Genomic DNA, 21174 nt, shown 5'->3' on the forward strand with positions numbered 1-21174 from the left:
CACCCCACCGTGGTGGGGGTGGGTGCTAGCGCGATGCGATTGGGGGGGGGGTGAATACCCGCGAGGCTTAGGGAGCTGTCACCCCACCCCGCGCTTTCAGCGCGACCCTCCCCCTCGAGGGGAGGGTATCCGCGCTATATTTTTTTCGTTTCCGAGGGCTTCTCTTCGCCGACTTGCTCCGCCGCTTGATGCTGCAGCGTTTTTGGCGTGTCCTTCGCATCGGCGGCGTCGTCTTCAGACATGCCTTTCTTGAAGGCTTTGATGCCCTTGGCGACATCGCCCATCACGTCGGAAATCTTGAACTTGCCGCCAAACAGAATGAAGACGACTCCGCCGACAATGATCCAATGCCAGATCGACAGACCGCCCATGGCGCGCTTCCTTCCAAAATCGAAAACCGGCGTAACCGGCGTTTGCCCGGAAACTATGCGCCCGCCGCACTAAAAACAAGGACTGGAAGCGCAACCGGCGCGTTGCGAGCGTCTACCGGGAGTGATGAAGGTTTATCGCCTGACCGCGTAACGGCGCGGCCCCGTCAAAGCTCGTCGACGTCCGGCTCCTCCAACTGCTCCGGCGCCTCAGGCTCGTCCGGAAACTCCATTTCGAGCAGCGCCGGCGCATCGTCTTCGAGCGGCTCCTCATCGTCATGCAGGGCGGCGGCGTCTGAGGGCTGCGGCACGCCGAAGCCTTTCGGCAGGCGGCCGTCGAAGAGGCCGGCGCCCTTGAGTTCGTCCAACCCCGGAAGGTCGCCGATCTGCTCAAGCCCGAAATGCATCAGGAAGGCGTCGGTCGTGCCATAGGTGATCGGCCGTCCCGGCGCCTTGCGGCGGCCGCGCAGCCTGATCCAGCCGGTGTCGAGCAGCACGTCGAGCGTACCCTTGGAAATCGCGACGCCGCGAATCTCCTCGATTTCGGCGCGGGTCGCCGGCTGGTGATAGGCGATGATTGCCAGCGTCTCCAGAGCGGCGCGGGACAGCTTCTTTTCCTCGACCTGTTCGCGCGCGAGTATCCAGTTGAGATCGGCGGCGGTGCGGAAGAACCATTTCTTGCCGACTCGGGTGAGGTTGACGCCGCGCTCCGCATAATGCGCGCGCAGCCGCTCAAGCACGCGGTCGAGTTCGACGCCCTCCTCAAGACGGCGCGCCATTTCGGGTTCGTCGAGCGGCTCCGCGGAGGCGAAGAGGAGCGCCTCGATGATCCGCTCCGCCTCGCGCAGCCGGGCCTCGTGACGCGCTAGCTCCTCGTCGCTGTTCACGTCAAACAGTTCGATTTTCTCCGCAGCTTGCGCCACTTCGAGTCCTCCTCGAAATTACGGGCTAAGACGCGCCTGCAGACTCTTCCGTCTGCGACGACGCGCGCCGCCGCACCCACAGCGGCGCAAAATGCCGGTCCTGCCGCATATCGAAGCGCCCCTCCCGCACCAGTTCCAGCGAAGCGGTGAAGGCGGAAGCGCGCACAGTGCGCGCCGTCTGCATGTCGACACAGTAATGCAGCAAAAAATCGTCCAGCACGGTCCATTCGGTCGCGACGCCGACGAGCCGTTCGAGCGCCTCGCGCGCCTCGGCCAGAGACCAGACCGCGCGCTGGCGCAGCACCACGCGCGACGTGGCGGTCTTCTGGCGCTGGCGGGCGTAGGCCGAGAGAAGATCGTAGAGGCTCGCCTGGAATTTCGGATGCGAAATCGTCTCGACGCCCTCCGGCCCGCCGCGCAAAAACATGTCGCGGCCAAGCCGGGCGCGTTCGGTGAGCTTGTCGGCGGCGCGGCGCATTAGCTCCAGCCGGCGCAACCGTTCGGCGAGCGCGGCGGCGAGATCGGACGCCGACGGCTCTTCGCCCTTAGGGGGCTCCGGAAGCAGCAGCCGCGATTTCAGGAAGGCGAGCCAGGCGGCCATCACCAGATAGTCGGCGGCGAGCTCCAGCCGCAGCCGGCGCGCGGCCTCGACGAAGGCGAGATATTGCTCGGCAAGCGCGAGGATCGAAATGCGGGCGAGATCGACCTTCTGCCGCCGCGCAAGTTCGAGCAGCAGGTCGAGCGGTCCTTCGAAACCGTCGACGTCGACAAGAAAGGCGTCTTCGCCCGCCGCGCGCGGTTCGTCCAGTTCGAAGGTCGGCTCCTGCGCCATACTAGCTTTACGTCTGTTTCCCTTGCCGAATCAGCCGCTCCAGGCGACTCGTTCCGAGATTGGCCCCTAAGACCCGCAATCGCAAGCGCCGCCTGCGCTTTGGCGATGCCGTCCACAGGAGAGGCCGCTATCGGAAAGAGCCGCGTTCGGGCGGGCAAGGCGCGCACTCACGCCACCGCCGACATCGCCGCATCAAATTCGCGCGTCGCTTCGGCGACATCGAACGCCTCGACGCCGCGCACGCATTCGAGCGCCTTTTCGGCGCGCGCCAACGCCGCGCCGGCAAGCGGCGGCGCGCCGTCGGCGACCGGCCGCGCTTCGGCGAGGTCGCCGTTGCAATGCAGGACGATGTCGCATCCCGCGCCGATCGCGCGCTCGGCGCGGTCGCGAAAGCTTCCAGTCAGCGCCCTCATCGACAAATCATCGGTCATCAGCAGGCCGTCAAAGCCGATATGGCCGCGGACAATCTCATCGATCACCGTCTTCGAGAGCGTAGCCGGCGCCCTCGCGTCTATATGCGTATAGACGACATGGGCGCTCATCGCCATCGGCAGATCGGCGTTGGCCTTGAACGGCGCGAAATCGACGCGCGCCAGCTCCTCGCGGCTCGCCTCGACGACCGGCAGCTCCAGATGGCTGTCGGCGCGGGCGCGCCCGTGTCCGGGAATATGTTTCATTACCGACGCGACGCCGCCCGCCATCAACCCTTCCGCCGCCGCGCGGCCGAGCGTCGCGACGCGGACGGGATCACGGCTATAGGCGCGGTCGCCGATGATGTTGTGGGAGCCCTGCGCCGGCGTATCGAGCACCGGCAGGCAGTCGACGTCGATGCCGACCTGTCGCAGATCATGGGCGATGAGCCGCGCGCCGAGCCAGGCGAGCCGCTCGGCCTGTTTCGCGTCGGCGCCCGCCGCCTCGAAGCGCGCCGCTGCCGGATAGGCGCGCCAATGCGGCGGACCAAGACGCTGAACGCGACCGCCTTCCTGATCGACCAGTATCGGCGCCTCGCGTCCGAGAGCGTCGCGAATTTCGGCGGTCAGCCGGGACACCTGCCCCGGCGCGTCGATATTGCGGCGAAACAGAATGACGCCCCAAGGCACCGCTTCACGCAAGAACGCGCGCTCTTCGTCATCGAGCGCGACGCCCTTTAGCCCGCAAATGAAGGCGCGCATGTTTTCGCGTCAATTCGCCGCGACGAAACAGGTGCCGCCGGAGGCCTTCACCTTGCTGCAAATGGAGTTGGCGGACTCCTTGCTTACCCCGGCGACGCGCACGCGGTAGACCGTCTTGGCGTTGACCGTGGCCATTTTGAACGTCGGTTTCAGCCCGCCGAGCTGCGCGTGATATTTGCCGACGACGGTCTTCATCAGAGCGCGCGCATCCGCCTCGCTGCCGGTTGCGCCAAACTGCACGGCGTATCCGCCTGTTCCTGACGCAGCCGCTTGATCCGAGTCGGCGTCGGACGCGGCATTCGACGACTCATCGATCGCCGCCGTCTTCGGAGCGACGGGCTTCGGCTTGGCGATCCGCGGCGGCGTCGCCGTCGGCTTCGCCTGACTCGGCGGAGTCGCGGTCGCAGCGCCCGTTGCGGCGGCGCTGGCGGCGGACGCGGTTTCCGGCGCGGGCCGGCCCGCCACGGCAACGGCCGGGGGCAGCGCCCCCTCGTCCACCCGGCTTCCGTCCGGACGCACGGTGACGGTCTTGACCCGCTTTGGCGGCGCCACAGCAGGCGGCGGCTCATGCGGCAAATCAACAGGCCCGTTGCCGAGCTGCGCCGTTTTCGGCGTGACGGCGGGATCAACCGCCTGCTCCTGGTTGGTGACGACCCGCTGAACGGGCGCCTGCTCCTTGCGATCGAGGACCACGGCGCCGCTGGCGTCCGCCGCCGCCTCGGTCTCGGCTGCTGGCTTGACCTTCACAGGTCCTTCAGGCGCCATGATCGTCGCAATCTCGCGAGAGGCGTTCGACCCGCTGCGATGCCAGAAGGCGAAGCCGATGCTCAGAACCGCCACGAGCGAAATCGCGACGACGGCGTGCCATGGCCGGAACCAGGAACGCCAACCGCGTTCGTGGTGCGGCTCGTAATCTCCGTGATCAGGGCCGTAATCGAGATATGCTGCGTCTTCGCTCCAATTGGCTTCGGCGCCGTAATGGCCGGTCTCGTAGGCCGCCTGCTGCGGCTCATGGCCCGGCGGCTGGCCCTGGTCGTGAGGGCCGACCGAATAGGCGCGCTCCAGGGGCTGGCCCATTGACGGCTCCGGATAATAGGGCGGTTCCGCCGACGCGGCCGGCGCGGCGTCATAGGAGCCCCGAAGATCGGCGGCCTGAGCGCGAGGATCATGCGGTTCTGCGAGAATTCGGCCATAGGGATCGGTCGCCGCCGGTTCCTCGGCTTCGACCAGCCGCGCGAGCTCGGCAAGAAGCTCATCGTCCGGAGCGGGACGCTTTTGCGCGCCGCGCAGCCGCCGTTCGAATTCTCCAAGGTCGATTGCCGGGCCTCTAACGGATGTCTCGCGCATGATGCACCTCGCTTAACTGATCCCCTGGGGCGCGAAGCAAATTGAAAGGCGCGTCCGACGCCCGGCCGTTGCCCTTCATGGGTCGATTAGCGCATCTCATCGGGGGCGCTCACGCCGAGCAGCCTTAGTCCTGACCCCAGGACAATCGTTAAAGAGCTAACCAACGCAATCCGAGCGAAGGTCAATTCTCTATCATCAGACTTAACAAAGCGTAATTGTGGCTGATCTTTGCCGCGATTCCAATGCGAATGGAACACGCTCGCCAATTCATGCAGATAAAAAGCCACGCGGTGCGGCTCGTGCGCCGCCGCCGCCGCTTCGATGACTCTGGGATACTGCGCGATGATCTTGGCCAACGCAAGCTCGCCCTCATCCGCCAAAAGCGCGAAATCCGCCGCCGCCAGGCTTTCGGCGGCAAGGTCAATATCGGGAAAGGCGGCGAGCGCCTGGCGCAGCGCCGATTTTCCCCGCGCATGGGCGTATTGGACGTAGAAGACCGGATTGTCCTTCGACTGCTCGATCACCTTGGCGAGATCGAAGTCGAGCGGCGCGTCATTCTTGCGATAGAGCATCATGAAGCGCACGGCGTCGACGCCGACCTCGTCGACGACCTCCCGCAGCGTGACGAAATCCCCTGCCCGCTTCGACATTTTGACCGGCTCGCCGGCGCGCATCAGCCTGACGAGCTGACAGAGCTTCACGTCGAGCGTCACGCGCTTCTCTGAAAGCGCGGCCACCGCCGCCGTCATGCGCTTCACATAGCCGCCATGATCGGCGCCCCAGACATCGACGAGCGTGTCGAAGCCGCGATCGATCTTGTCCTTGTGATAGGCGATGTCGGCGGCGAAATAGGTCGGCGAGCCGTCGGATTTCTTTAGCGCCCGATCGACGTCGTCGCCGAATTGCGTCGATCTGAACAGCGTCTGCTCGCGATCCTCCCAATCGTCCGGCAGTTGGCCTTTGGGCGGCGGCAGCCGGCCCTCATAGACGAGGCCCTTGGCCCGCAGCCAGTCGATCGCCGCGTCGATGGCCGAGACGCCGTTTTTCTTCTCGTGCAGCCTGCGCTCGGAGAAGAATGTCTCGTGGGTGATGCCCAGCGCGGCGAGATCGTCGCGGATCATTCCCATCATCGCGTCGATGGCGGCGGCGCGAAGGATCGGCAGCCATTCGCTCTCGGGCTTGTCGACGAGCGCCGCGCCATGCGTCTTGGCGAGCGCGGCGCCGACGGGCTTCAGATAATCGCCAGGATATAGTCCTTCCGGGATCGCGATCGCTTCGCCCAGCGCCTCGCGATAGCGAAGATGAGCGGAACGCGCCAGAACGTCGACCTGGGCGCCGGCGTCGTTGATGTAATATTCGCGCGTCACCGCGCAGCCGGAAAAGGCGAGGAGACTGGCGAGCGCGTCGCCGAAGACGGCGCCGCGGCCATGGCCGACATGCATCGGCCCGGTCGGATTGGCCGACACATATTCGACATTGACCTTGCCCTGCAGCGAGCTTGCGCGGCTCTTGGCGACGCGTCCGAAATCGTCGGGCGCACGCAGCGCGGCGCGGAGAACGTCGGCGAAAATCTCGGGCTTGAGGCGGATATTGATGAAGCCGGGCCCGGCGACTTCGGCGCTCGCGACATTCTTAGTCTCGGCAAGCGCGTGGCAAATCTCCACCGCCAATTCGCGCGGCGAAGAAAAATGCGGCTTCGCCTCCTTGGCGAAGACCATGGCGGCGTTCGACGCGAGATCGCCGAGCGAAGCCTCCTTCGGCGGCTCGACGACGAAGCGCGCGTGATCGAGCCTAGGCAAACGGCCGTCGGCGGCGATGCGGTCAAGAATGGCGGCGATGCGGGCGTGAAAGTCGTCGAAAATGTTCATGGAGATCCGGGCGGGAAGAGTCGCGCGGCGGTTTAGCAGACTGCGCCGCTATGCGCACCTTCTGACGCCGGCGACGCCAGCGAGGCACCGCAACTTCGCCAACTGCCTCCTATCCCGGTCCGTAGCGCCGTGAGCGCATCTTCCGCCGCCAATTCAGCTCAAACCCCGCTCGCGGAAGGTCCCGTTCGATCACAAGCCCAGCCAAGAAAGCGCCTTTTGGACAAATGAATTTCAGCGCGTGCAAGTCGAGAAGTTCCGCTCCCTTTGCGCAGCCTAAACCGAAAGATGCGCACCAATTTGCGCCGTAGGGAAATCGTCCGGTAGCTCCACTTCGTAGATTTTGCGTCTTGCAGCCACTGGAATCGGAAAGGCAAGCGATCTGACATCGCTCAATACCCACGCCAGCCACCCTTCTTCGAAGCTGCTAGCGCAAGCTAACGCCATATCGAATTTGCAGAACGGCCGAACAGCCGTGACGCGAACGATGGCAACCGCAGCGCCTTGATCTTCGTCCTCGCCTTTAAGGAAGCGATTGTTTTCAACCACCAGCAGATTTTCCCCGAGCTGCAACAGGGGATGCCAGCGGCGAACCTCCAGCGTCTTTTTCCCGGCTGCAATCAAACTGCCGCCCGGACGAACAACGGAAATTGCTTTTATTGGGATGCCCATCCGAGCATTTTAATGCGAGGCATCAGGCAACACCCGTTCAGAATTGAAGATTTCGGCTCCAGCCCGAAAACGTTAGCTTTGCCATAATACCCAGAGGCAATAACCAGTCGGCACCTATGATGATCAAGCCTGATCAAGATCGAATGCTGCGCCTTCGCGAGGCGCTGGAAGCGTCTTGGGACAGACAAACTGCTTTCCTTGAAGTTGAGAAGGCAGGAAATCGCGCTTTTGGTCAGTGCTATCCGACCTCTCGCGTGGTGCAGCACTTTTACCCGGCAACCGAAATCATCAAAGGTAAGGTTTGGACGGGCGCGAATGAAGAAATCCATTTCTGGAACGGTCTGCCTGTTGGCGATGAGTGGTATCACATCGACCTTAGCTGGCAGCAATTTCCAACAGGTTCGGTCGTCAAGGAATATGTAGTGCTCGATCGTCGACAGCTCGATGACAGCGAGGCCACGCTCCAACGTTGTGGTTTATTGTTGAAGCGCGTCGAGGACTTTCTTCGCAAGTCATCCTCCTCGCGCCGCTAACGCGACGTCCAGCCGCACGCGGAGCAGCCTCAACCCCCGAATACCCGCTTCACCTCATTGAGCGCATAGCGGTCGGTCATGCCGGCGATATAGTCGGCGACCACCACCGCGCGTTCAGCGCCTTGCAGGGCGGCGGCCTGCGCCGCCCATTCGGCGGGCATCAGTTCAGGCTTCTCGAAAAAGGCCGGAAAAAGCCGCGAGATCGCGACACGGGCGCGCTCCCAGACGCCCGCGACCTTCTCGTGCCGATACATATTGTCGAAGAGAAACTTCTTGATGTCGCGCTGGGCCTCGGCCATCGGCGGCGAGAGGCCGACGAGGGTTTCTCCCGCTCCCCGCACGTCATCGGCGCTCATCGGGGCGACGCGGGCCAGACGGCGCAGCGATTCGCCGATCGCATCCTCGACGAAGGCGGTGATGACGCGGCGCACGAGTTCATGGATGACGCGCCCGCGTTCGAGCCGCGGATGTTCGCCGCGAATCTGCGCGAGAACGCCAGCGATGAAGGGCGTTCGCGCGATGTCGTCGAGCGCGAATAATTCGGCGCGCAGCCCGTCGTCGATGTCATGGCCGACATAGGCGATGTCGTCGGCCTGCGCCGCGGCCTGCGCCTCGACGCTGGCGAAGGTCGAAAGATCGAGCGGAAAGATCGCGTCGAATTCGGCGATATAGCGCGAAAGCGGTCGATCATTCGTTCCGCTAACCCCCGGCTCCTCATCCTGAGGAGCGCCTGAAAGGCGCGTCTCGAAGGACGAGGAGCCGTTCGCCTCAAACTCATCCCTCTCCCTCGTCCTTCGAGACGCGAGCTTCGCTCGCTCCTCAGGATGAGAGAGAGGGCGACCTGCATCTTCAGATTGAGTTAGTGGGCGGTGCTGACCTGCATCACGCCGCAGCAGCGGCCCATTGTGCTTGACGATCCCCTCGAGAGTCTCCCAGGTCAGATCGAGACCGTCGTAGCGGGCGTAGCGGCGTTCCAGCAGCGTTACGATGCACAGCGCCTGGGCGTTGTGATCGAAGCCGCCATAGGGCGCCATGCAGGCCTCCAGCGCCCCCTCGCCGGCGTGGCCGAAGGGCGTATGGCCAAGGTCATGGGCGAGCGCCACGGCCTCGGCGAGGTCCTCGTCGACGCTTAAGGCGCGGGCGAGCGCGCGGGCGATCTGCCCGACCTCGATCGTATGGGTGAGCCTGGTGCGGAAATGATCGCCGTCGAGCGGCACGAAGACCTGCGTCTTATGCGCTAGCCTTCGAAAAGCGGTGCAATGAATGATGCGGTCGCGGTCGCGCTGGAATTCGCTGCGCGTCGGCGACGGCGCCTCCGGATAAAGCCGCCCGCGCGAGCGCGCCGCGTCGCAGGCATAGGCCGCGAGAGGTCCGCGAACCGCCACATTGCGCTCCTTTCATTGAAAAGCCACAGCTCTGGACCTATCTTGCGGCGGCGAGCATATCCCGCAAAGCGCCGGCGAGGCGCGAAATTGGATAGGCGGAAATTCGACTTTCGGGGCGACTTTCGACCGCGTTCGAATCGCGCTGTAGCGCGTGACGGCACGTGCGGGCAAGCGTCAGGCAAGCGTCAGACAAGTGATGGAGATCGATGGATGACCATGGCGGCAGGCTACATCGCGCTCACCGAACAGGCGGCGCGGCGCATTCACGCGATCCTCGCCAATGAGTCGCCCGGCGCCGTTTTTCGCATTTCGGTCGAAGGCGGCGGTTGCTCCGGCTTCCAATATCATTTCGCGGTCGATCCCGCGCCCGGCGAAGAGGATGCGCTGCTTGAGCAAAATGGCGCACGCGTCGCAATCGACCCGTCGTCGATGGGCCTTCTCGCCGGCGCCAGAGTCGACTTCGTCGACGATCTGATGGGACAGTCCTTCCGTATTGAAAATCCCAACGCCGTCGCCTCCTGCGGTTGCGGAACGAGCTTTGCTGTCTGACGCTACGATCGCACGCTCGGCGGCATCTTGGAGGTTTGAGCCTTGGACGCGCTCTTCATCGGCCACGCCTATATTGACGTCACCATGCTGGCCGATCGCTTGCCGCGCGGCGATCAGAAGACGCTGGCGCGCGACTATGCGGTGAGTTTCGGCGGCAACGCGGTCACCGCAGGGTTCGCCTGCGCCAAGCTCGGCCATCCCATCGGCCTGCTGACCACGATCGCGCCCGACTGGCTCGGCCATATGTTCCTGGACATGGCCCAAAGCTATGGCGTCAATGTCCATCCGCGTCGGGTGGCGCGCTCCTCGCTCTCTTTCGTCTGGCCCAATGACAGCAAAAGGGCGATCCTGCGCGCCCGCGACGACACTTATCTGCAGGCCTTTCCTCGGCTCGAAATTTCTGAAACGAAGCTCCTCCATCTCGACGGGCATATGGCCGACGCCGCGCTGCATTACGCCAAGGCGGCGCGGGCGCAGGGCGCGCTGGTCTCGCTCGACGGCGGCGCGCTGCGGCCCTGCATCGAGGAACTGACCGGCTATGTCGACGTCGCGATCGTCGCCGAGAAACTCTGCGAGCAGATGTCGATGTCGGAACTCGACATGCTCGGCTGGCTGAAATCCAAGGGCTGCCGGATCGGCGGCGTGACCACCGGCGAGAAGGGCATGTTGTGGTACGACGAGAACGGCGAGGTTTCGCAGATGCCGTCGCTCGCGGTGCCGCATGCGCTCATCGTCGACACCTCGGGCGCGGGCGACGTTTTCCACGGCGCCTATTGCGCCTCCTATCTTGAGCGGCCTGACGCGCCTTGGCGCGAACATTTCGAATTCGCCCGCGCGGCCTCAGCGCATAAGATCCAGCATCTCGGCAATGAGGCGGGACTGCCCTCGCCCGACGACGTGGCGGCGGCGCTCGCCGCCTTCGCCCCGGCCGACGCGCTGAGCCCGGTTTGAGCGCAGTCTTGGGCGAAATTCTCTCAATGACGTCGGGCTTGGCAAACCGCCCACTGGCCTGTATAGGCGGGACCGCATTCCCCGATAGCTCAGCTGGTAGAGCACGCGACTGTTAATCGCTAGGTCGTAGGTTCGAGTCCTACTCGGGGAGCCAATAAAATCAGTTGGTTACGAAAATCGTCGGAAGCGTGTAGACAGTTTAATCGGTGAGTGTAGACAACTCGGCGACGCCCTTCCCTGTCAAATTGAGACCTGAGACAAGCGCCTTGGCATGGTCCGGGAGCGTCGCGTTTTCGCTGTAGTGACGAGCCATTGACGTTGAACGCTGGCCGAGGATGTCCGCGATCGTTCTGTCATCTGCTCCTGCTTCGCGGAGCCGCGTTCCGAGTGTGTGACGCAAGCCGTGACAGGTGAGACCGCGACCGATGACGCCCTCGGCCTCTAGGGCGCGTCGGAACTTTCCCCATGACGCATTGAAGCCCATGGCGGTCCATGGCTCGCCGCGAGCGCCGACACATAGGATGTCCGAATTAGACCTGGGTCTGTGCGCGATGGCGTCGGCAAGAATCGGATGAATCGGAACCGCGACCGGGACGCCGCGCTTGGATGTCCGGATCGTGATTTGATCATTTCGAACCGAGGCCAAGGTGATCGTGAGAAAGTCCGCCCGGCGCAGACCAGCGCACATGGCGAGCGCGATCGGCAAGCGAATATGAGCGGGCGCACGATCCAAGACGACGTGGCACTCCGCTTCGCTCCAAGGTCGATTTCCGGCACCGTTCTCTCGCGGCTGTCTGATCTTCTTGACGCGCTCGGCGAGCGGATTGACTTTCATCCATCCGCGATCCGTTGCGAACTTGAACAAGATCGATAAGACCGTGACGCAGTAATTCGCGAGCCAAACGCCATGTTTGGGCAGGAGCTTTTTGTCGCGCAGCGCGAAGACGAAACTGCGATCCGTGCGCACAAGCGGCATATCGTTTAAGGGCGCCAGGACGCGAAACGCCTTCTCATAGCTGATGCGCGTCGCCGGCCGAAGGGCGGACCAGTCCGGTGAGCGCAAATATTCATGGATCACGAGTCCGAGCGTTCCAGGAGTGGGCGCCGCGATCTTCGATGCGCGTTCGATCTCCGCAAGCTCTTGGAAAAATTCAGCGGTGCCGAACTCGGCGTTGAGACGCTTGCCGCTGGCGCGGTGGTAGGCATACCAGCGCTTCGTTTTAGGGTGCCGCCAGCGCTTTACGCCCTTCACCTTGACGAACGTCGTCATTCTCGAATCGCTCCAGCCAATAGTTGGAATCTCCCGACGTATCGGTCCGCGGGAGTCCGTCAATCCAAATGTCTAACTGCTTGATGTCGTATCGAATAAGGCGCTTGGATTGATTGAGCGCTATAGGCGCGACCTTGCAGACGGACGCGAATGTCGGAACGCTCATGCCGCAGTATTCAGCGGCTTGGGCGCGCGTCAGGAGTCGAGGGACTATGGTCGCGGGTTGTCTCACCAATCAGTCTATAGCGAAAATTCGCAGGCGAGCAGCGACATTACGAAAGTTTAATAAAAAAGCCCGCCAGTGAGGGCGGGCTGTTGGTGATCGCGCCGGCGCTGATCAGGCGGCCCTATCCGCCACCGGAAGCATTCTCGCAACAACCGCCTCGGCTTCGACCCACGTCTCGCCATTCTCATCGGTGATTTTATGGAGTCCGGCGGTTAAGTCGTTTTCCTCGCGCTTGACGACCGCGGCGATCTTCTTGGCCTTGCGGCGCATCACGTCGTAAGAAAGCGCCAACGACTTCGCCGTGAAATTCTCGAAGTCGGCGGTGGCGGCCGGACTCTTGACTTCGAAGAACTCTTGTAGTTTCAAGGCCGTGTAATTTTCGCGGTCGGCGATCTCTGAGAACGATCGCACTTGGGCGCGGCCGCCTTTGAGGAATATCAAATGCCGTTCCCTAGCTGGAACTCGATTGTTATATTCGAACTTGCTAAATTAGCAAGCGCTATTGAATAAGATCATCGAGGGATGCCAGAATAGCTTCGAGTTCTTCGTCTTGCGTGCCGGTCGAGTTGCGCTGCTCGCGAGACTCGCGCATTAGCGCCATCGTCTCTTCGAGAGTTATTTTGCGGTCCAGGTCCCGAACGGGTTTCGTGGCCGGCAAATCATCGACGATCTTCTCCTCGACGATCTTCTCCTCCTCGACGACCTTCTTGGTCTCGGGCTCGCGCGCCGGAGCGGGTTGTGGCTCTGGCGGCGCTTCGGCCCTCTCGGGCATGGGTGCCGGCGGTTTTTCAATCCTTTCGAGCTGGCGCCGTAGAACCTCTGGATTGTTGAGCAGCGCCTTTAGATGCTGAACCTTCTCGCGCTCCCTGATTAGCTCGTCACCAAGTTCTTCGATCCGATCCGTCAAAGCCTCGCACCCGGCCTCGCCTTCCTCGACGCGCTCTTGAAGCTCGGCGATGCGCGGGGCCTCGACTTCGATCGCTTCAAGCGCGGCGGTGTCGTCGGCTGGCTTGTCTGTGCGCTCGGCGAGTTGGCGGCGCAGATCGGCGACCTCATCGCGAAGCGCGTCGCGCTCCGCCTTGAGCCGGTTGCGGTATTCCTTCGTTCGTAGCGACTGCGTCTTAGCCAATGGTTCGTCCTTTCCAATGTAGTCCTTACGGGCCGGCGTAGTCCTTACGGTTTCGTAGTCCTTACGCTCGGCCGCGTGGCATGTCAAGCTGTAGTCCTTACGCTCCGGCGTAGTCCTTACGGCTCCGTAGTCCTCACGGATCTGAAGCCCGGATTTCATGTCGATCCGTGGCGCCCGCGAGTATTGGCGCTGCGGATCGAGAGCAGATCGCCGCCGATCTAGTTCGAGCTGCGTCTGCCGAGAGTCGTCGGCGCAGTAGAGCGCCCAGCCGTCGAGACCATATGCGCCGTTGAATTTCGCCTGCGGATCAATGGGCCGGATGTCGACTTGGCGTGCGGCGCCCTGCTTATCGCGCCACGGCCCGCCGGCGGCCCGGAGAGCGTCGCTGGCGCATTGTTTCTCATGAGCCGGTAGGGATATAGCGCCGTGACAGTGGAGCTCTGGATCGCCGTTTGTGCGCCATTCCACGACGCCTGCAAAGGGAACGTCGCGGCCGAGGCGTTTCTTTAGCTCGCGGGCAATCCGGCGCTGCATGTAGTTGGTCGGATTCTCGACGCCTTGGAGAAGCGCCGGATCGATTCTGAGCGTGAAGGCGTGGACTTGATCGTTGCCGGCGGCGGCTTGGAGTTTCCGGAAGATCGATAGGACGCGCGCCGCGACTTTTGCGCGCCCGTCCGTTTTTGCGCCGCGACGATTCTGATTCTGTCCGTTGTCGTTATACGGCTTCTGTGAACTGTGATCTGTGTCTGTATAGGCGCTTAAAGGGCTGCTATGGAGGCTGTTATGAGAGCTGTATGGGGTGGCGCAGGATTCGCTACCACTGGACAACGCCCGGACACCATCGTTTCCGACGACGCGCAAATCACTTGAAATATTAGGGAAACTGGCGTCAGAGCGGACCGGCTGACGGGCGGCTGATTTTACTACTTCGCGATCACGGCGAGCGGCGTTTGTCGACGGCTTAATCAACGCCGCCAGATGGAGATATCCATCGGGGCCGAGCCGATAGCCGCGCTCGGCGATCCAAGCGGATGCTGATCGGTGTGGCGAGGAGGCATTGGCGGAAGCAGGCATTAGACAGTCCAGTCGGTGAGCGAATGGCGTCCGGCAGGGTGCTCCAGGCCCGTCGTCGCCGATAAGCGCCTAAGGGTGCTCTCAGCCCTTCGGCGCTCGCTCCAAGAATGTCTCTGTCTGAGGCGATAACTTTAGCAACGTCTCCGGCTACGTTCAAGCGAAATGTGCGCTAGCGCACATTTTAGAACGCCGATGAGCAGCCACCGGTGACCGTCGCGGTCTGAGACCAGCCGACGACGACTCGCGCCTCCTGATCCCAATGGCGCGCGCGCATACGCCTGGCGTCGGCGTTACCACGCCGGCGCTCTCGATCCGCACCGGTGAGAGATCGATGCTAACGGTGCGCTGATAGAAAAAGGAGCTGGGGGCCTACGCGCCAGAGCATCAACTGAACGACGGGCTTCCGCTCATCTTTGATGATGGCATTGATCAGCGACGCTCGACTGAAACGTGCTTGGCGTCGATTTTGACGGGCACCACCCATCGGACTTTTTCAACAATATCGGTCACAAGCGGACGAATTTATAGGAGCGGTGATATAGAAAGAGGAACCGCGTGAAGCCTGCTATGCTCGCGCGAATGTTCTCCGCTCCGCCCTATGCCCTGCCGCTGCGTATCCGCAAGAGCGGCGAGTCCTTCGCGGTAGAAGACGCGAACGGCATCGCGCTTGCCTATGTCTATTTTGAAGACGAGCCGACCCGGCGGGCACTCGTCAATCGCCTCTCCGGCGCCGACGCGAAGGTCGTAGCGCAGACCATCGCTCGGGCGCTGACGGTGGAAGCGGAACCTAGATAGGCCCGCACTTACCACTGACGGGATGTTCAATTTGACGGGAGGGTGCGCGCGCGAATCACATCCATGATTCGCTCGATAGCGTCCTCTGCATCGTCCGCCCGCCTTTCAGATGCTGCTAACTCTGCAATCTTGGAGTCGAGTTGTGATTGCAGCGCTTCAATCTCTTGATGCGCATCCTGTATGGCGGTGGACATCTGCTCGACTTGATCCTCGGTCAAGCGCAGCATTGTCTCTGTGCGCTCGGCCCGCAGCTCAGCGCGGTCCAAATCCTCTCTCACAGCGTCGGCGACCTCCTGGGCGCGCATTAGCGCTTGGGCGGCCTGCTCCTCGAATGCTTTGATCGCGGTCGCTGTTTCCGACACAAGATTTAGCGCGGCGGCGACCTTGTCGCTCTCACGGGAAGGTTGATGCATCGAAGCATTGTATTTGTGAATGGTTTCGTCCGCCACCCGGTGAAAATCTAGCGCATTCATTGACGCCTCCGACCGCCGTCCGTATAGGCTTTATCGAGTATTGCCAGACTATTCGTTCCATGATGGCTGCGCGACTCAAGAATCGTGCCGTCATGGAAAATGCCTAAAAAATGCAGGCTGACGGCCCGGAACTTATATCCCCCAGGGAGGTCGCAATGGTAAAATTTGGCATCTTGGCGACTTTGGAAGCGAAGATCGGGAAGGAGCACGAGGTCGCAGCATTCATGAAATCGGCGCTGCCGCTCGTGGAAGCGGAGCCGGGGACAGTATCCTGGTTCGCGATACGAGTGTCCGCGACCACTTTCGGCATCTTTGACGTCTTCGATGACGAAGCCGGTAGAGACGCTCATCTTGCCGGAGAGGTCGCGAAAGCGCTTATGGCGAAGGCGCCGGAGCTATTCTCGCAGCCGCCGAAAATTGAGAAAGTAGACGTGCTGGCGTCAAAGCTGCGCTGAACTGCAAAAACGCCCCGCCGTTACATCCACGGTCGGGGCGTTCGCGCCGACGCGCAGAGGCAGACTCAGGACTTCATTGTGCGCCGAAGGAATTCGGGCGTCGTGCAAGGGGCGATACAAATATCACTATCCAATCAGAAGGGCGGCTAGTCCCTCAAGCGTCGGCGACGCTGACCCGACGCTCACGCGCAAGTAGACGAGATTTTCCGCCCAACGATTTAGGCGGAGAGCGACTTGTATCCTTCCTCGGTGGACCAAGCCTCAATCAAATCAGCTCCGTCGTAAAATTCGATCCGGTGGTTGTCGCCTGAATTTTTGTAGCGTGCGACGGCTCCGCCGAAGGAGCTGCGAGCTTGGCTCGTTTCGCGATCTCGCAGCGTGCCGAGCTCTTTGCCGTTTTTTGAGATAACAATGGTGTAGCGTGGCTCACTCGACCGGTAGGCGTTCATTGTCGGGCTCCTAAATTCGAATCGGCGAGATCAATGCTCTCACGCTCGATGAGTCATGATGATGGCGGCTTGAGGAGCTTTCTGGCGACTGAAAGGCGCCAGCCCGCTTCGATTTTGAGGATGATCCGAGTCGACGTGAGTCGTAAATCGCCTCTCAGGATCGGACGCCAAGACCATCGCGCGGGCGCTGACAGACGGCACGGCGCATTGAACGCCCATGCAAGCCTCTGTTGACGCCGGAGACGCGCGCCCGCGCCATCGAGCTTGTCGCCGCCGGCGCGACCCTGCACGAGGCAGCGGCGGCGTGCGGCGTCTCTCACGAAACTGTGCGGACGTGGACAAAAGACGTGGACCGCCCGCGCCGTCCGCGCGCAAGTCGCCCGCCTGTCGAGCCCATCGCGCCAGGAGAGCGCAAGCCCTTTTTCTTTCCCGATGGACGACGTCTCGGCCGTGCGGCGTTGTGGACGTGATGGCGCAGCTGCAACTGATCGTCTCGCAAGTTCTACTGGCTCGCAACCGCCATCGCCCTACATCTGTCTGCTGATATGTTGTTGGAGGCATTAAAGATGACTCACGCCCAAGCCTTCGCGCTTTTTGGCCTCCCCATCATTGTCGTCGTGCTCGCCGGGTTGATCGTTCTCGCCAACAATATAGTTCCCCATAATTGAGCGCTCCGGCGCTTCCTTGACGCCCGCGACCGCTCGCTTCGACGGTCCACCCTTCCGCGATCATCTGCGCGGAAAGCGCGCGCCAAAGCCAGCGTTCGCGCGGAGCTGGAGCATAAAATACGCCCAGAGCAGTGATCATGGAAAGACAGGCAAACATAGCTACCGTGCTTTACGTAGTCACGATGGTAGCGCTCATAATCGGGGTAGATTTAGTGTTCTTCAGAAGCTGGCTCTGGGGGCGCCTCCTAGCGAATATCGGTATTGTCTTGGTGTTCGTCGCTTTCTACTTAATATTCTTCAGAAGTCTATGACCCCCAAGCAGACGCCCTTCGGATCGAAGCGTTGGCGAAGCGCCGGCTGGCTGATGAATACGACGCTGCGCAGGAACGGAGAGAGGTCCGCGCCAACGGCGAGCGCAGCTTTCGGTCGCCGATCTTCGCGTTGAGGGAATTGCTGGGGCGGACGCGTTCAGCTTGGTCAGACCCGGCAGGAGCATTCTGTCAGCGCTGTCAGGAATCAAATGGGCCTGAGGTGGACGCGTGATGTTGAAGGAGATTCGAACATGAACCGAATTCTGATGATTTGCCCGTTTGCGCTTTTCCTCGCCGTGACGCCAGCTTTGGCGGATGGAACGGCTGTCACTGACAGCAACGGGTTCACGACCTACTACCGCGACAGCCGGGGCGGGAGCGCCGTCCAGTTCAATGATTCATCCGGCCTGCACAGCGAAATCAACAGGTCCAACGGGCGCTCGGGCACGATCTGGCGGGACAGCAATGGACCGACGGGCAGATATACTGGCCGGGCGTTTGAGTGGTGACTGGAGGGCCGTCGCCTTACACGTCGTCTGCCGGGAATGCGGCGCCAGGGAGGTGCAGGTCATGCTGGACTGGCCGCCGTATTGCGCGAGGGTGAACTGAAGCGTGGAGAATGTCGCGATGGTCCTCACCCGCGAGTCAATTGAATCGGAATGCGCTCGCCTAGGCCGATATCGATAACATATTGAAATCACAGGCTACCCAAAATTGGGCAACCTTATATTTCAAAGAGATACGAGAATACAGCGAAGCCGCAAATCGCGAGGTCCGCTATTTCGAAATGGCCCGCGATGGGTTCTCGCTGTTGGTGATGGGCTTCAGCTTCATCGATCTTCCGAAGACACAGCTCCTCGTGGTTCGTCGCCAAGGACGTTTGCGAAGCGTTGGGCATCGCGAACAGCCGTGATGCGGTCGAGAAGCTCGACGACGACGAGAGAATGACTGTCGCTTTAACCGACAGTCATTCCGGCCAGCGCGGCGGCGCTCAGTCCATCCAAGTTATAACCGAGTCCGGCCTTTACGCCCTCGTCCTCCGTTGCCGCGATGCGATGACGCCCGGCTCGACTGCGACGAGCATGTCGCCGAGGTTCCTTGGTGGATAATGCGACGATGTAAAATAAGCAACTCTGCCACGCCTGCAGTGCAGCATAGCGGTTCTATTTGACCGTTGGTCGCGCTCGGAAGAGTTGAGCGACGGATCTGCGCCCTTTCTGCCCGCGCCAGCATCGGCGCGGGCTTTTTTCGGCTTCGTGCCGAGCGCCGCGTAGGCGAATTGCTCAAGGATTTGCCGTCACGCCAGTCACGCTTGCTATGGTGCGACGCAGCGCTACTTGAGTGCAATCGCTTCCTGCGAAGCGATCGCAGCGAGCCTTGCCCGCGGCTTGAGGGCCGTGGGCTTTTTTTCACCCGCACCACCGGTCCGTCGGTTTCGAATCTGTGCCCTGCTGGGTTGGGGAGATGGATGACGCCCATGATGATCAAACTTGATGCGAGTTCGATTATTCCGATCATTTTTTGGGTGGGCGTGATAGCGCTCGGGTTTGTCACGCAGTTGGGGGGAGAGGCACAAAAAGCCTCCAGCTTGAGGACTTCAACTGCTGGAACGGACACCCAGGCCGAGATTGGATCAGACGCAGATCCAGACGAAAAACGGTCTCGCCGGAAGGGAGAGCCGCGATAGGCGGCGGGCGTCGTCGCGGTCTATGCCGAGATCGCGGGAGGCTTTGCGGACGCCGCCTTCATGGCGATGGCCACGCCCATCAGCTCGCTTCGTTTCATTTGGCGCAACTTGCGCCGATTGAAGCTCCGCAAGCCTGATCCACTCTGCCACATGCTTATCGCGTTCAAGCGCGGGATTCGATTCCGCGACGCCAAGCTAAACGAGGTCCGGAAGGCGAAGGGCGGTAGAACTGGGGCCAATCAGCGCAGAGCAGCCAGTTCACAAAGCGAACCGGCTGCTAATCCTACCCTTTCCCACCTCATGCCGGACATGTCGCCATCAAAGGCGGCGCGAAGGCTATGAGCCACGTTCGTGAAAGGCGCGCAGAGCTTTGAAGCATTCTGGCGAACAAACCCGCGCTGCATGGTGTGCTATGAATAGGTCGCCGCATTGCTTGCACCACATGAGGCGCTCGCAGTCGGATAGATTAAGTGCGTCTTGGCATTCCGTGTTGAGCCGACCATAGGAATCTCTTACTAAGATTCGGACGCTACCAACGTAAATGCCTGCGTTGCGTTCATTCACCTTTATACGGCGTTTCACAGCGTCTCCATGGTTCGACCAGAAAACGAAAATCTTCCGAGTTGTGAGTTATAGTAACACGCCGCGCAAGCTCGGTATTGTATCTGTCGGCAAAACGCGTCTTCGCGCCTCTCGCGCTTGCCGTTGAGCGCTTCGGCGCTAATTGGCGGACGTCGCCTATCGAGCGACGGCAGCGAGCCTTGCCTGCGGCCCGACAGTCGTGGGCCTTTTTTCACCTCCAAAACAAAATGCCAGCGCCGAAGCAGCGCGGGCCGCTGGTGAGTCTTTCTCGCTTCCGGCTGCCAATGCATCATCCTTGGCTAAAGCGCTCAGGCGGGCTTCTCTCGCCATTAACGCAAAACGCCCCGCCAGTTCCGCTTGTCTGGTCGCTCCGTCGCGTCAACTATCTTCGATCTGCGCCGGCGGGCCGCTCCCCTTTTGTGTCAATCAGCATTGAATCGGGACCCCAGATTTGCATCCAAAAGGGGCTCTGACGCACATTTGGTGCATCGATAATCAGGCTGCGCCGATCAGACGGGCTTCGAGGAGATCGAGTTTTGCTCGTCCATACATTTGCCGCTTCACGAGCTTGAGTTTTGTGATCTGTCCTTCGGTCTGACCATTGGACCAGGCGGAGACGATAGCGGCGCGAACAGCGGCCTTATCCTTGGCGACGCCATTGGCGAAAGATGTAACGAGGCTGGATTTGGCTTGTTCGATCCAGGCGTCGAGTTCCGCTTCGGCTTTCTTACGGATCATCACGTGGAAGGCGGCGATGACTGCGCGCGCCTCGATAAGCGGCGGAACGCCGTCTTCTATCGCCGCGATTGTTATCGTCTCCGATTTGGAAAGCGTGTCACGACCCGTCGTCATCAGCCGTGCGATCGTTCTGGCGGACGGAACGCGGCGCAGGCTTTCCGTGCCGGCTCGCTCGGCGTGGCGGCGGCGGCCGGCCCATTCGGAAACGACGCGCAAGCATCCTCTGAATCCCTGATTTTTCAAACGCCGCCATAGCTCCGAGCCGTTGCGTAACCCCGCCGTCCATTGTGCGTCGAGCCAGGGAAGATACTGCTCAAGTGAACTCTGGCGGGTTCGGAATACATCTGACCGCTGACCCCGCAAAACCCTGCGCACGAAGCCGCGACTATGTCCTGTCTCCCGCACGATCTGTTTGATCGAGGTGCCATTCTCGGCATGCGCGACAATGGCGGCGTTCGTTTCCTCTCGTCGCAGAAAACCCTCGTATTGAATGCGTTCGGCAGTAGTCAGCAGATCAGGGTTGATCGTCGCCACGCCGATCGCGGCGCGGATTTGACGCATCGACTTGCGCACGGCGTCAAGGAAAGCGCGGCCGGCGTTCTCCATCAAATGCCAGCGATCAGCGACCTGTGTCGCCTGTGGCAGCGCCCTGGCGGCGGCGAGCGCATAGCCGCCGCCGCGATCGCGCGCCACAATCTCGATCTGCGGCTGACCCGCCAA

23 protein-coding genes and 1 tRNA gene are annotated in these 21174 nt (G+C 61.7%); 10 read left to right on the forward strand and 14 right to left on the reverse strand.

The features are described 5' to 3' along the window. Positions 1 to 134: 134 nt before the first annotated feature. The 7 genes from AB7I51_RS14685 to AB7I51_RS14715 form a co-directional block, all read right to left on the reverse strand. Positions 135 to 371 (reverse strand): twin-arginine translocase TatA/TatE family subunit, encoded by a 237-nt coding sequence (locus tag AB7I51_RS14685; protein WP_428404555.1) that lies wholly within the window; start codon positions 369 to 371, stop codon positions 135 to 137. Between the two features lie 164 nt (positions 372 to 535). Next, positions 536 to 1291 (reverse strand): SMC-Scp complex subunit ScpB, encoded by a 756-nt coding sequence (gene scpB / locus AB7I51_RS14690; protein WP_428404554.1) that lies wholly within the window; start codon positions 1289 to 1291, stop codon positions 536 to 538. Positions 1292 to 1316: 25 nt separating this feature from the next. Beyond that, positions 1317 to 2123 (reverse strand): segregation and condensation protein A, encoded by an 807-nt coding sequence (locus AB7I51_RS14695; RefSeq protein ID WP_428404553.1) that lies wholly within the window; start codon positions 2121 to 2123, stop codon positions 1317 to 1319. A 167-nt stretch (positions 2124 to 2290) separates the two neighbouring features. Further along, positions 2291 to 3295 carry a beta-N-acetylhexosaminidase gene (nagZ, locus tag AB7I51_RS14700; RefSeq protein ID WP_428404552.1) on the reverse strand — a complete coding sequence of 335 codons (1005 nt, stop codon included), beginning with the start codon at positions 3293 to 3295 and terminating at the stop codon, positions 2291 to 2293. Positions 3296 to 3304: 9 nt separating this feature from the next. Next, complete coding sequence (locus AB7I51_RS14705) at positions 3305 to 4642, reverse strand: SPOR domain-containing protein (protein WP_428404551.1); 1338 nt, start codon at positions 4640 to 4642, stop codon at positions 3305 to 3307. Positions 4643 to 4728: 86 nt separating this feature from the next. Continuing rightward, the gene (gene argS / locus AB7I51_RS14710; protein WP_428404550.1) at positions 4729 to 6510 is read right to left on the reverse strand and encodes an arginine--tRNA ligase; all 1782 of its coding nucleotides are present in this window, start codon (positions 6508 to 6510) and stop codon (positions 4729 to 4731) included. A 273-nt stretch (positions 6511 to 6783) separates the two neighbouring features. Beyond that, positions 6784 to 7179, reverse strand: coding sequence for an ASCH domain-containing protein (locus AB7I51_RS14715; RefSeq protein WP_428404549.1), 396 nt, complete (start codon positions 7177 to 7179; stop codon positions 6784 to 6786). Positions 7180 to 7295: 116 nt separating this feature from the next. On the opposite strand from AB7I51_RS14715, the gene AB7I51_RS14720 reads away from it, so the two are divergent. Then, complete coding sequence (locus AB7I51_RS14720; protein WP_428404548.1) at positions 7296 to 7712, forward strand: YunG family protein; 417 nt, start codon at positions 7296 to 7298, stop codon at positions 7710 to 7712. 29 nt (positions 7713 to 7741) lie between these two features. On the opposite strand, the gene dgt is transcribed toward AB7I51_RS14720, so the two are convergent. Next, the gene (gene dgt, locus AB7I51_RS14725; protein ID WP_428404547.1) at positions 7742 to 9097 is read right to left on the reverse strand and encodes a dGTP triphosphohydrolase; all 1356 of its coding nucleotides are present in this window, start codon (positions 9095 to 9097) and stop codon (positions 7742 to 7744) included. A gap of 210 nt (positions 9098 to 9307) precedes the next feature. Between dgt and AB7I51_RS14730 the strand changes: the two genes are divergently transcribed. From AB7I51_RS14730 to AB7I51_RS14740, 3 genes are all read left to right on the forward strand, one after another. Then, complete coding sequence (locus AB7I51_RS14730; protein ID WP_428404546.1) at positions 9308 to 9646, forward strand: HesB/IscA family protein; 339 nt, start codon at positions 9308 to 9310, stop codon at positions 9644 to 9646. Positions 9647 to 9688: 42 nt separating this feature from the next. Continuing rightward, entirely contained in the window at positions 9689 to 10597 is a 909-nt protein-coding gene (locus tag AB7I51_RS14735) for a sugar kinase (RefSeq protein ID WP_428404545.1), read from the forward strand. Between the two features lie 78 nt (positions 10598 to 10675). Next, positions 10676 to 10751 (forward strand) — tRNA-Asn (locus AB7I51_RS14740). A 45-nt stretch (positions 10752 to 10796) separates the two neighbouring features. Here the strand turns inward: AB7I51_RS14740 and AB7I51_RS14745 are convergent. From AB7I51_RS14745 to AB7I51_RS14755, 3 genes are all read right to left on the reverse strand, one after another. Further along, positions 10797 to 11867 (reverse strand): tyrosine-type recombinase/integrase, encoded by a 1071-nt coding sequence (locus AB7I51_RS14745; RefSeq protein WP_428404544.1) that lies wholly within the window; start codon positions 11865 to 11867, stop codon positions 10797 to 10799. 337 nt (positions 11868 to 12204) lie between these two features. Then, a complete protein-coding gene (locus tag AB7I51_RS14750; RefSeq protein ID WP_428404543.1) occupies positions 12205 to 12504 on the reverse strand; it encodes a hypothetical protein in 300 nt (99 codons plus the stop codon). A gap of 88 nt (positions 12505 to 12592) precedes the next feature. Continuing rightward, positions 12593 to 13756: a hypothetical protein gene (locus AB7I51_RS14755; protein WP_428406306.1), complete on the reverse strand. Its 1164-nt coding sequence runs from the start codon at positions 13754 to 13756 to the stop codon at positions 12593 to 12595. 1095 nt (positions 13757 to 14851) lie between these two features. On the opposite strand from AB7I51_RS14755, the gene AB7I51_RS14760 reads away from it, so the two are divergent. After that, a complete protein-coding gene (locus tag AB7I51_RS14760; protein WP_428404541.1) occupies positions 14852 to 15091 on the forward strand; it encodes a hypothetical protein in 240 nt (79 codons plus the stop codon). Positions 15092 to 15117: 26 nt separating this feature from the next. Here the strand turns inward: AB7I51_RS14760 and AB7I51_RS14765 are convergent, their stop codons facing one another. Further along, positions 15118 to 15564, reverse strand: a complete 447-nt coding sequence (locus AB7I51_RS14765) for a hypothetical protein (RefSeq protein ID WP_428404540.1) — start codon at positions 15562 to 15564, stop codon at positions 15118 to 15120. Positions 15565 to 15719: 155 nt separating this feature from the next. Here AB7I51_RS14765 and AB7I51_RS14770 point away from each other — a divergent pair, with 155 nt between their 5' ends. After that, a complete protein-coding gene (locus AB7I51_RS14770) occupies positions 15720 to 16019 on the forward strand; it encodes a putative quinol monooxygenase (protein ID WP_428404539.1) in 300 nt (99 codons plus the stop codon). Positions 16020 to 16237: 218 nt separating this feature from the next. Here the strand turns inward: AB7I51_RS14770 and AB7I51_RS14775 are convergent, their stop codons facing one another. Next, positions 16238 to 16468, reverse strand: coding sequence for a hypothetical protein (locus AB7I51_RS14775; protein ID WP_428404538.1), 231 nt, complete (start codon positions 16466 to 16468; stop codon positions 16238 to 16240). 230 nt (positions 16469 to 16698) lie between these two features. Here AB7I51_RS14775 and AB7I51_RS14780 point away from each other — a divergent pair, with 230 nt between their 5' ends. The 4 genes from AB7I51_RS14780 to AB7I51_RS14795 all read left to right on the forward strand — a co-directional run bounded on the left by AB7I51_RS14780 (position 16699) and on the right by AB7I51_RS14795 (position 18556). After that, entirely contained in the window at positions 16699 to 16938 is a 240-nt protein-coding gene (locus AB7I51_RS14780) for a helix-turn-helix domain-containing protein (RefSeq protein WP_428404537.1), read from the forward strand. 760 nt (positions 16939 to 17698) lie between these two features. Continuing rightward, the gene (locus AB7I51_RS14785; RefSeq protein ID WP_428406307.1) at positions 17699 to 17956 is read left to right on the forward strand and encodes a hypothetical protein; all 258 of its coding nucleotides are present in this window, start codon (positions 17699 to 17701) and stop codon (positions 17954 to 17956) included. 182 nt (positions 17957 to 18138) lie between these two features. Beyond that, positions 18139 to 18360: a hypothetical protein gene (locus tag AB7I51_RS14790; RefSeq protein WP_428406310.1), complete on the forward strand. Its 222-nt coding sequence runs from the start codon at positions 18139 to 18141 to the stop codon at positions 18358 to 18360. Then, positions 18338 to 18556: a BRO-N domain-containing protein gene (locus tag AB7I51_RS14795; RefSeq protein WP_428406308.1), complete on the forward strand. Its 219-nt coding sequence runs from the start codon at positions 18338 to 18340 to the stop codon at positions 18554 to 18556. Before AB7I51_RS14790 ends, AB7I51_RS14795 begins: the two co-directional genes overlap by 23 nt. Before the next feature lie 1655 nt (positions 18557 to 20211). On the opposite strand, the gene AB7I51_RS14800 is transcribed toward AB7I51_RS14795, so the two are convergent. Then, the coding region (locus tag AB7I51_RS14800; protein WP_428406309.1) for a transposase at positions 20212 to 21174 on the reverse strand (963 nt) is incomplete at its 5' end.

Origin of the sequence: Methylocystis sp. (genome assembly GCF_050246715.1) — a bacterium.
GTDB lineage: Bacteria > Pseudomonadota > Alphaproteobacteria > Rhizobiales > Beijerinckiaceae > Methylocystis.

Excerpts from the sequence above, each read along its gene's own strand:
- nagZ (WP_428404552.1), bottom strand. The coding sequence starts at position 3,295 with ATGCGCGCCTTCATTTGCGGGCTAAAGGGCGTCGCGCTCGATGACGAA.
- AB7I51_RS14695 (WP_428404553.1), bottom strand. The coding sequence starts at position 2,123 with ATGGCGCAGGAGCCGACCTTCGAACTGGACGAACCGCGCGCGGCGGGC.
- AB7I51_RS14720 (WP_428404548.1), top strand. The coding sequence starts at position 7,296 with ATGATGATCAAGCCTGATCAAGATCGAATGCTGCGCCTTCGCGAGGCG.
- AB7I51_RS14755 (WP_428406306.1), bottom strand. The coding sequence starts at position 13,756 with ATGCAGCGCCGGATTGCCCGCGAGCTAAAGAAACGCCTCGGCCGCGAC.
- AB7I51_RS14685 (WP_428404555.1), bottom strand. The coding sequence starts at position 371 with ATGGGCGGTCTGTCGATCTGGCATTGGATCATTGTCGGCGGAGTCGTC.
- argS (WP_428404550.1), bottom strand. The coding sequence starts at position 6,510 with ATGAACATTTTCGACGACTTTCACGCCCGCATCGCCGCCATTCTTGAC.
- AB7I51_RS14770 (WP_428404539.1), top strand. The coding sequence starts at position 15,720 with ATGGTAAAATTTGGCATCTTGGCGACTTTGGAAGCGAAGATCGGGAAG.
- AB7I51_RS14775 (WP_428404538.1), bottom strand. The coding sequence starts at position 16,468 with ATGAACGCCTACCGGTCGAGTGAGCCACGCTACACCATTGTTATCTCA.
- AB7I51_RS14715 (WP_428404549.1), bottom strand. The coding sequence starts at position 7,179 with ATGGGCATCCCAATAAAAGCAATTTCCGTTGTTCGTCCGGGCGGCAGT.
- AB7I51_RS14765 (WP_428404540.1), bottom strand. The coding sequence starts at position 15,564 with ATGAATGCGCTAGATTTTCACCGGGTGGCGGACGAAACCATTCACAAA.
- AB7I51_RS14705 (WP_428404551.1), bottom strand. The coding sequence starts at position 4,642 with ATGCGCGAGACATCCGTTAGAGGCCCGGCAATCGACCTTGGAGAATTC.
- AB7I51_RS14745 (WP_428404544.1), bottom strand. The coding sequence starts at position 11,867 with ATGACGACGTTCGTCAAGGTGAAGGGCGTAAAGCGCTGGCGGCACCCT.
- AB7I51_RS14785 (WP_428406307.1), top strand. The coding sequence starts at position 17,699 with ATGAACCGAATTCTGATGATTTGCCCGTTTGCGCTTTTCCTCGCCGTG.
- AB7I51_RS14730 (WP_428404546.1), top strand. The coding sequence starts at position 9,308 with ATGACCATGGCGGCAGGCTACATCGCGCTCACCGAACAGGCGGCGCGG.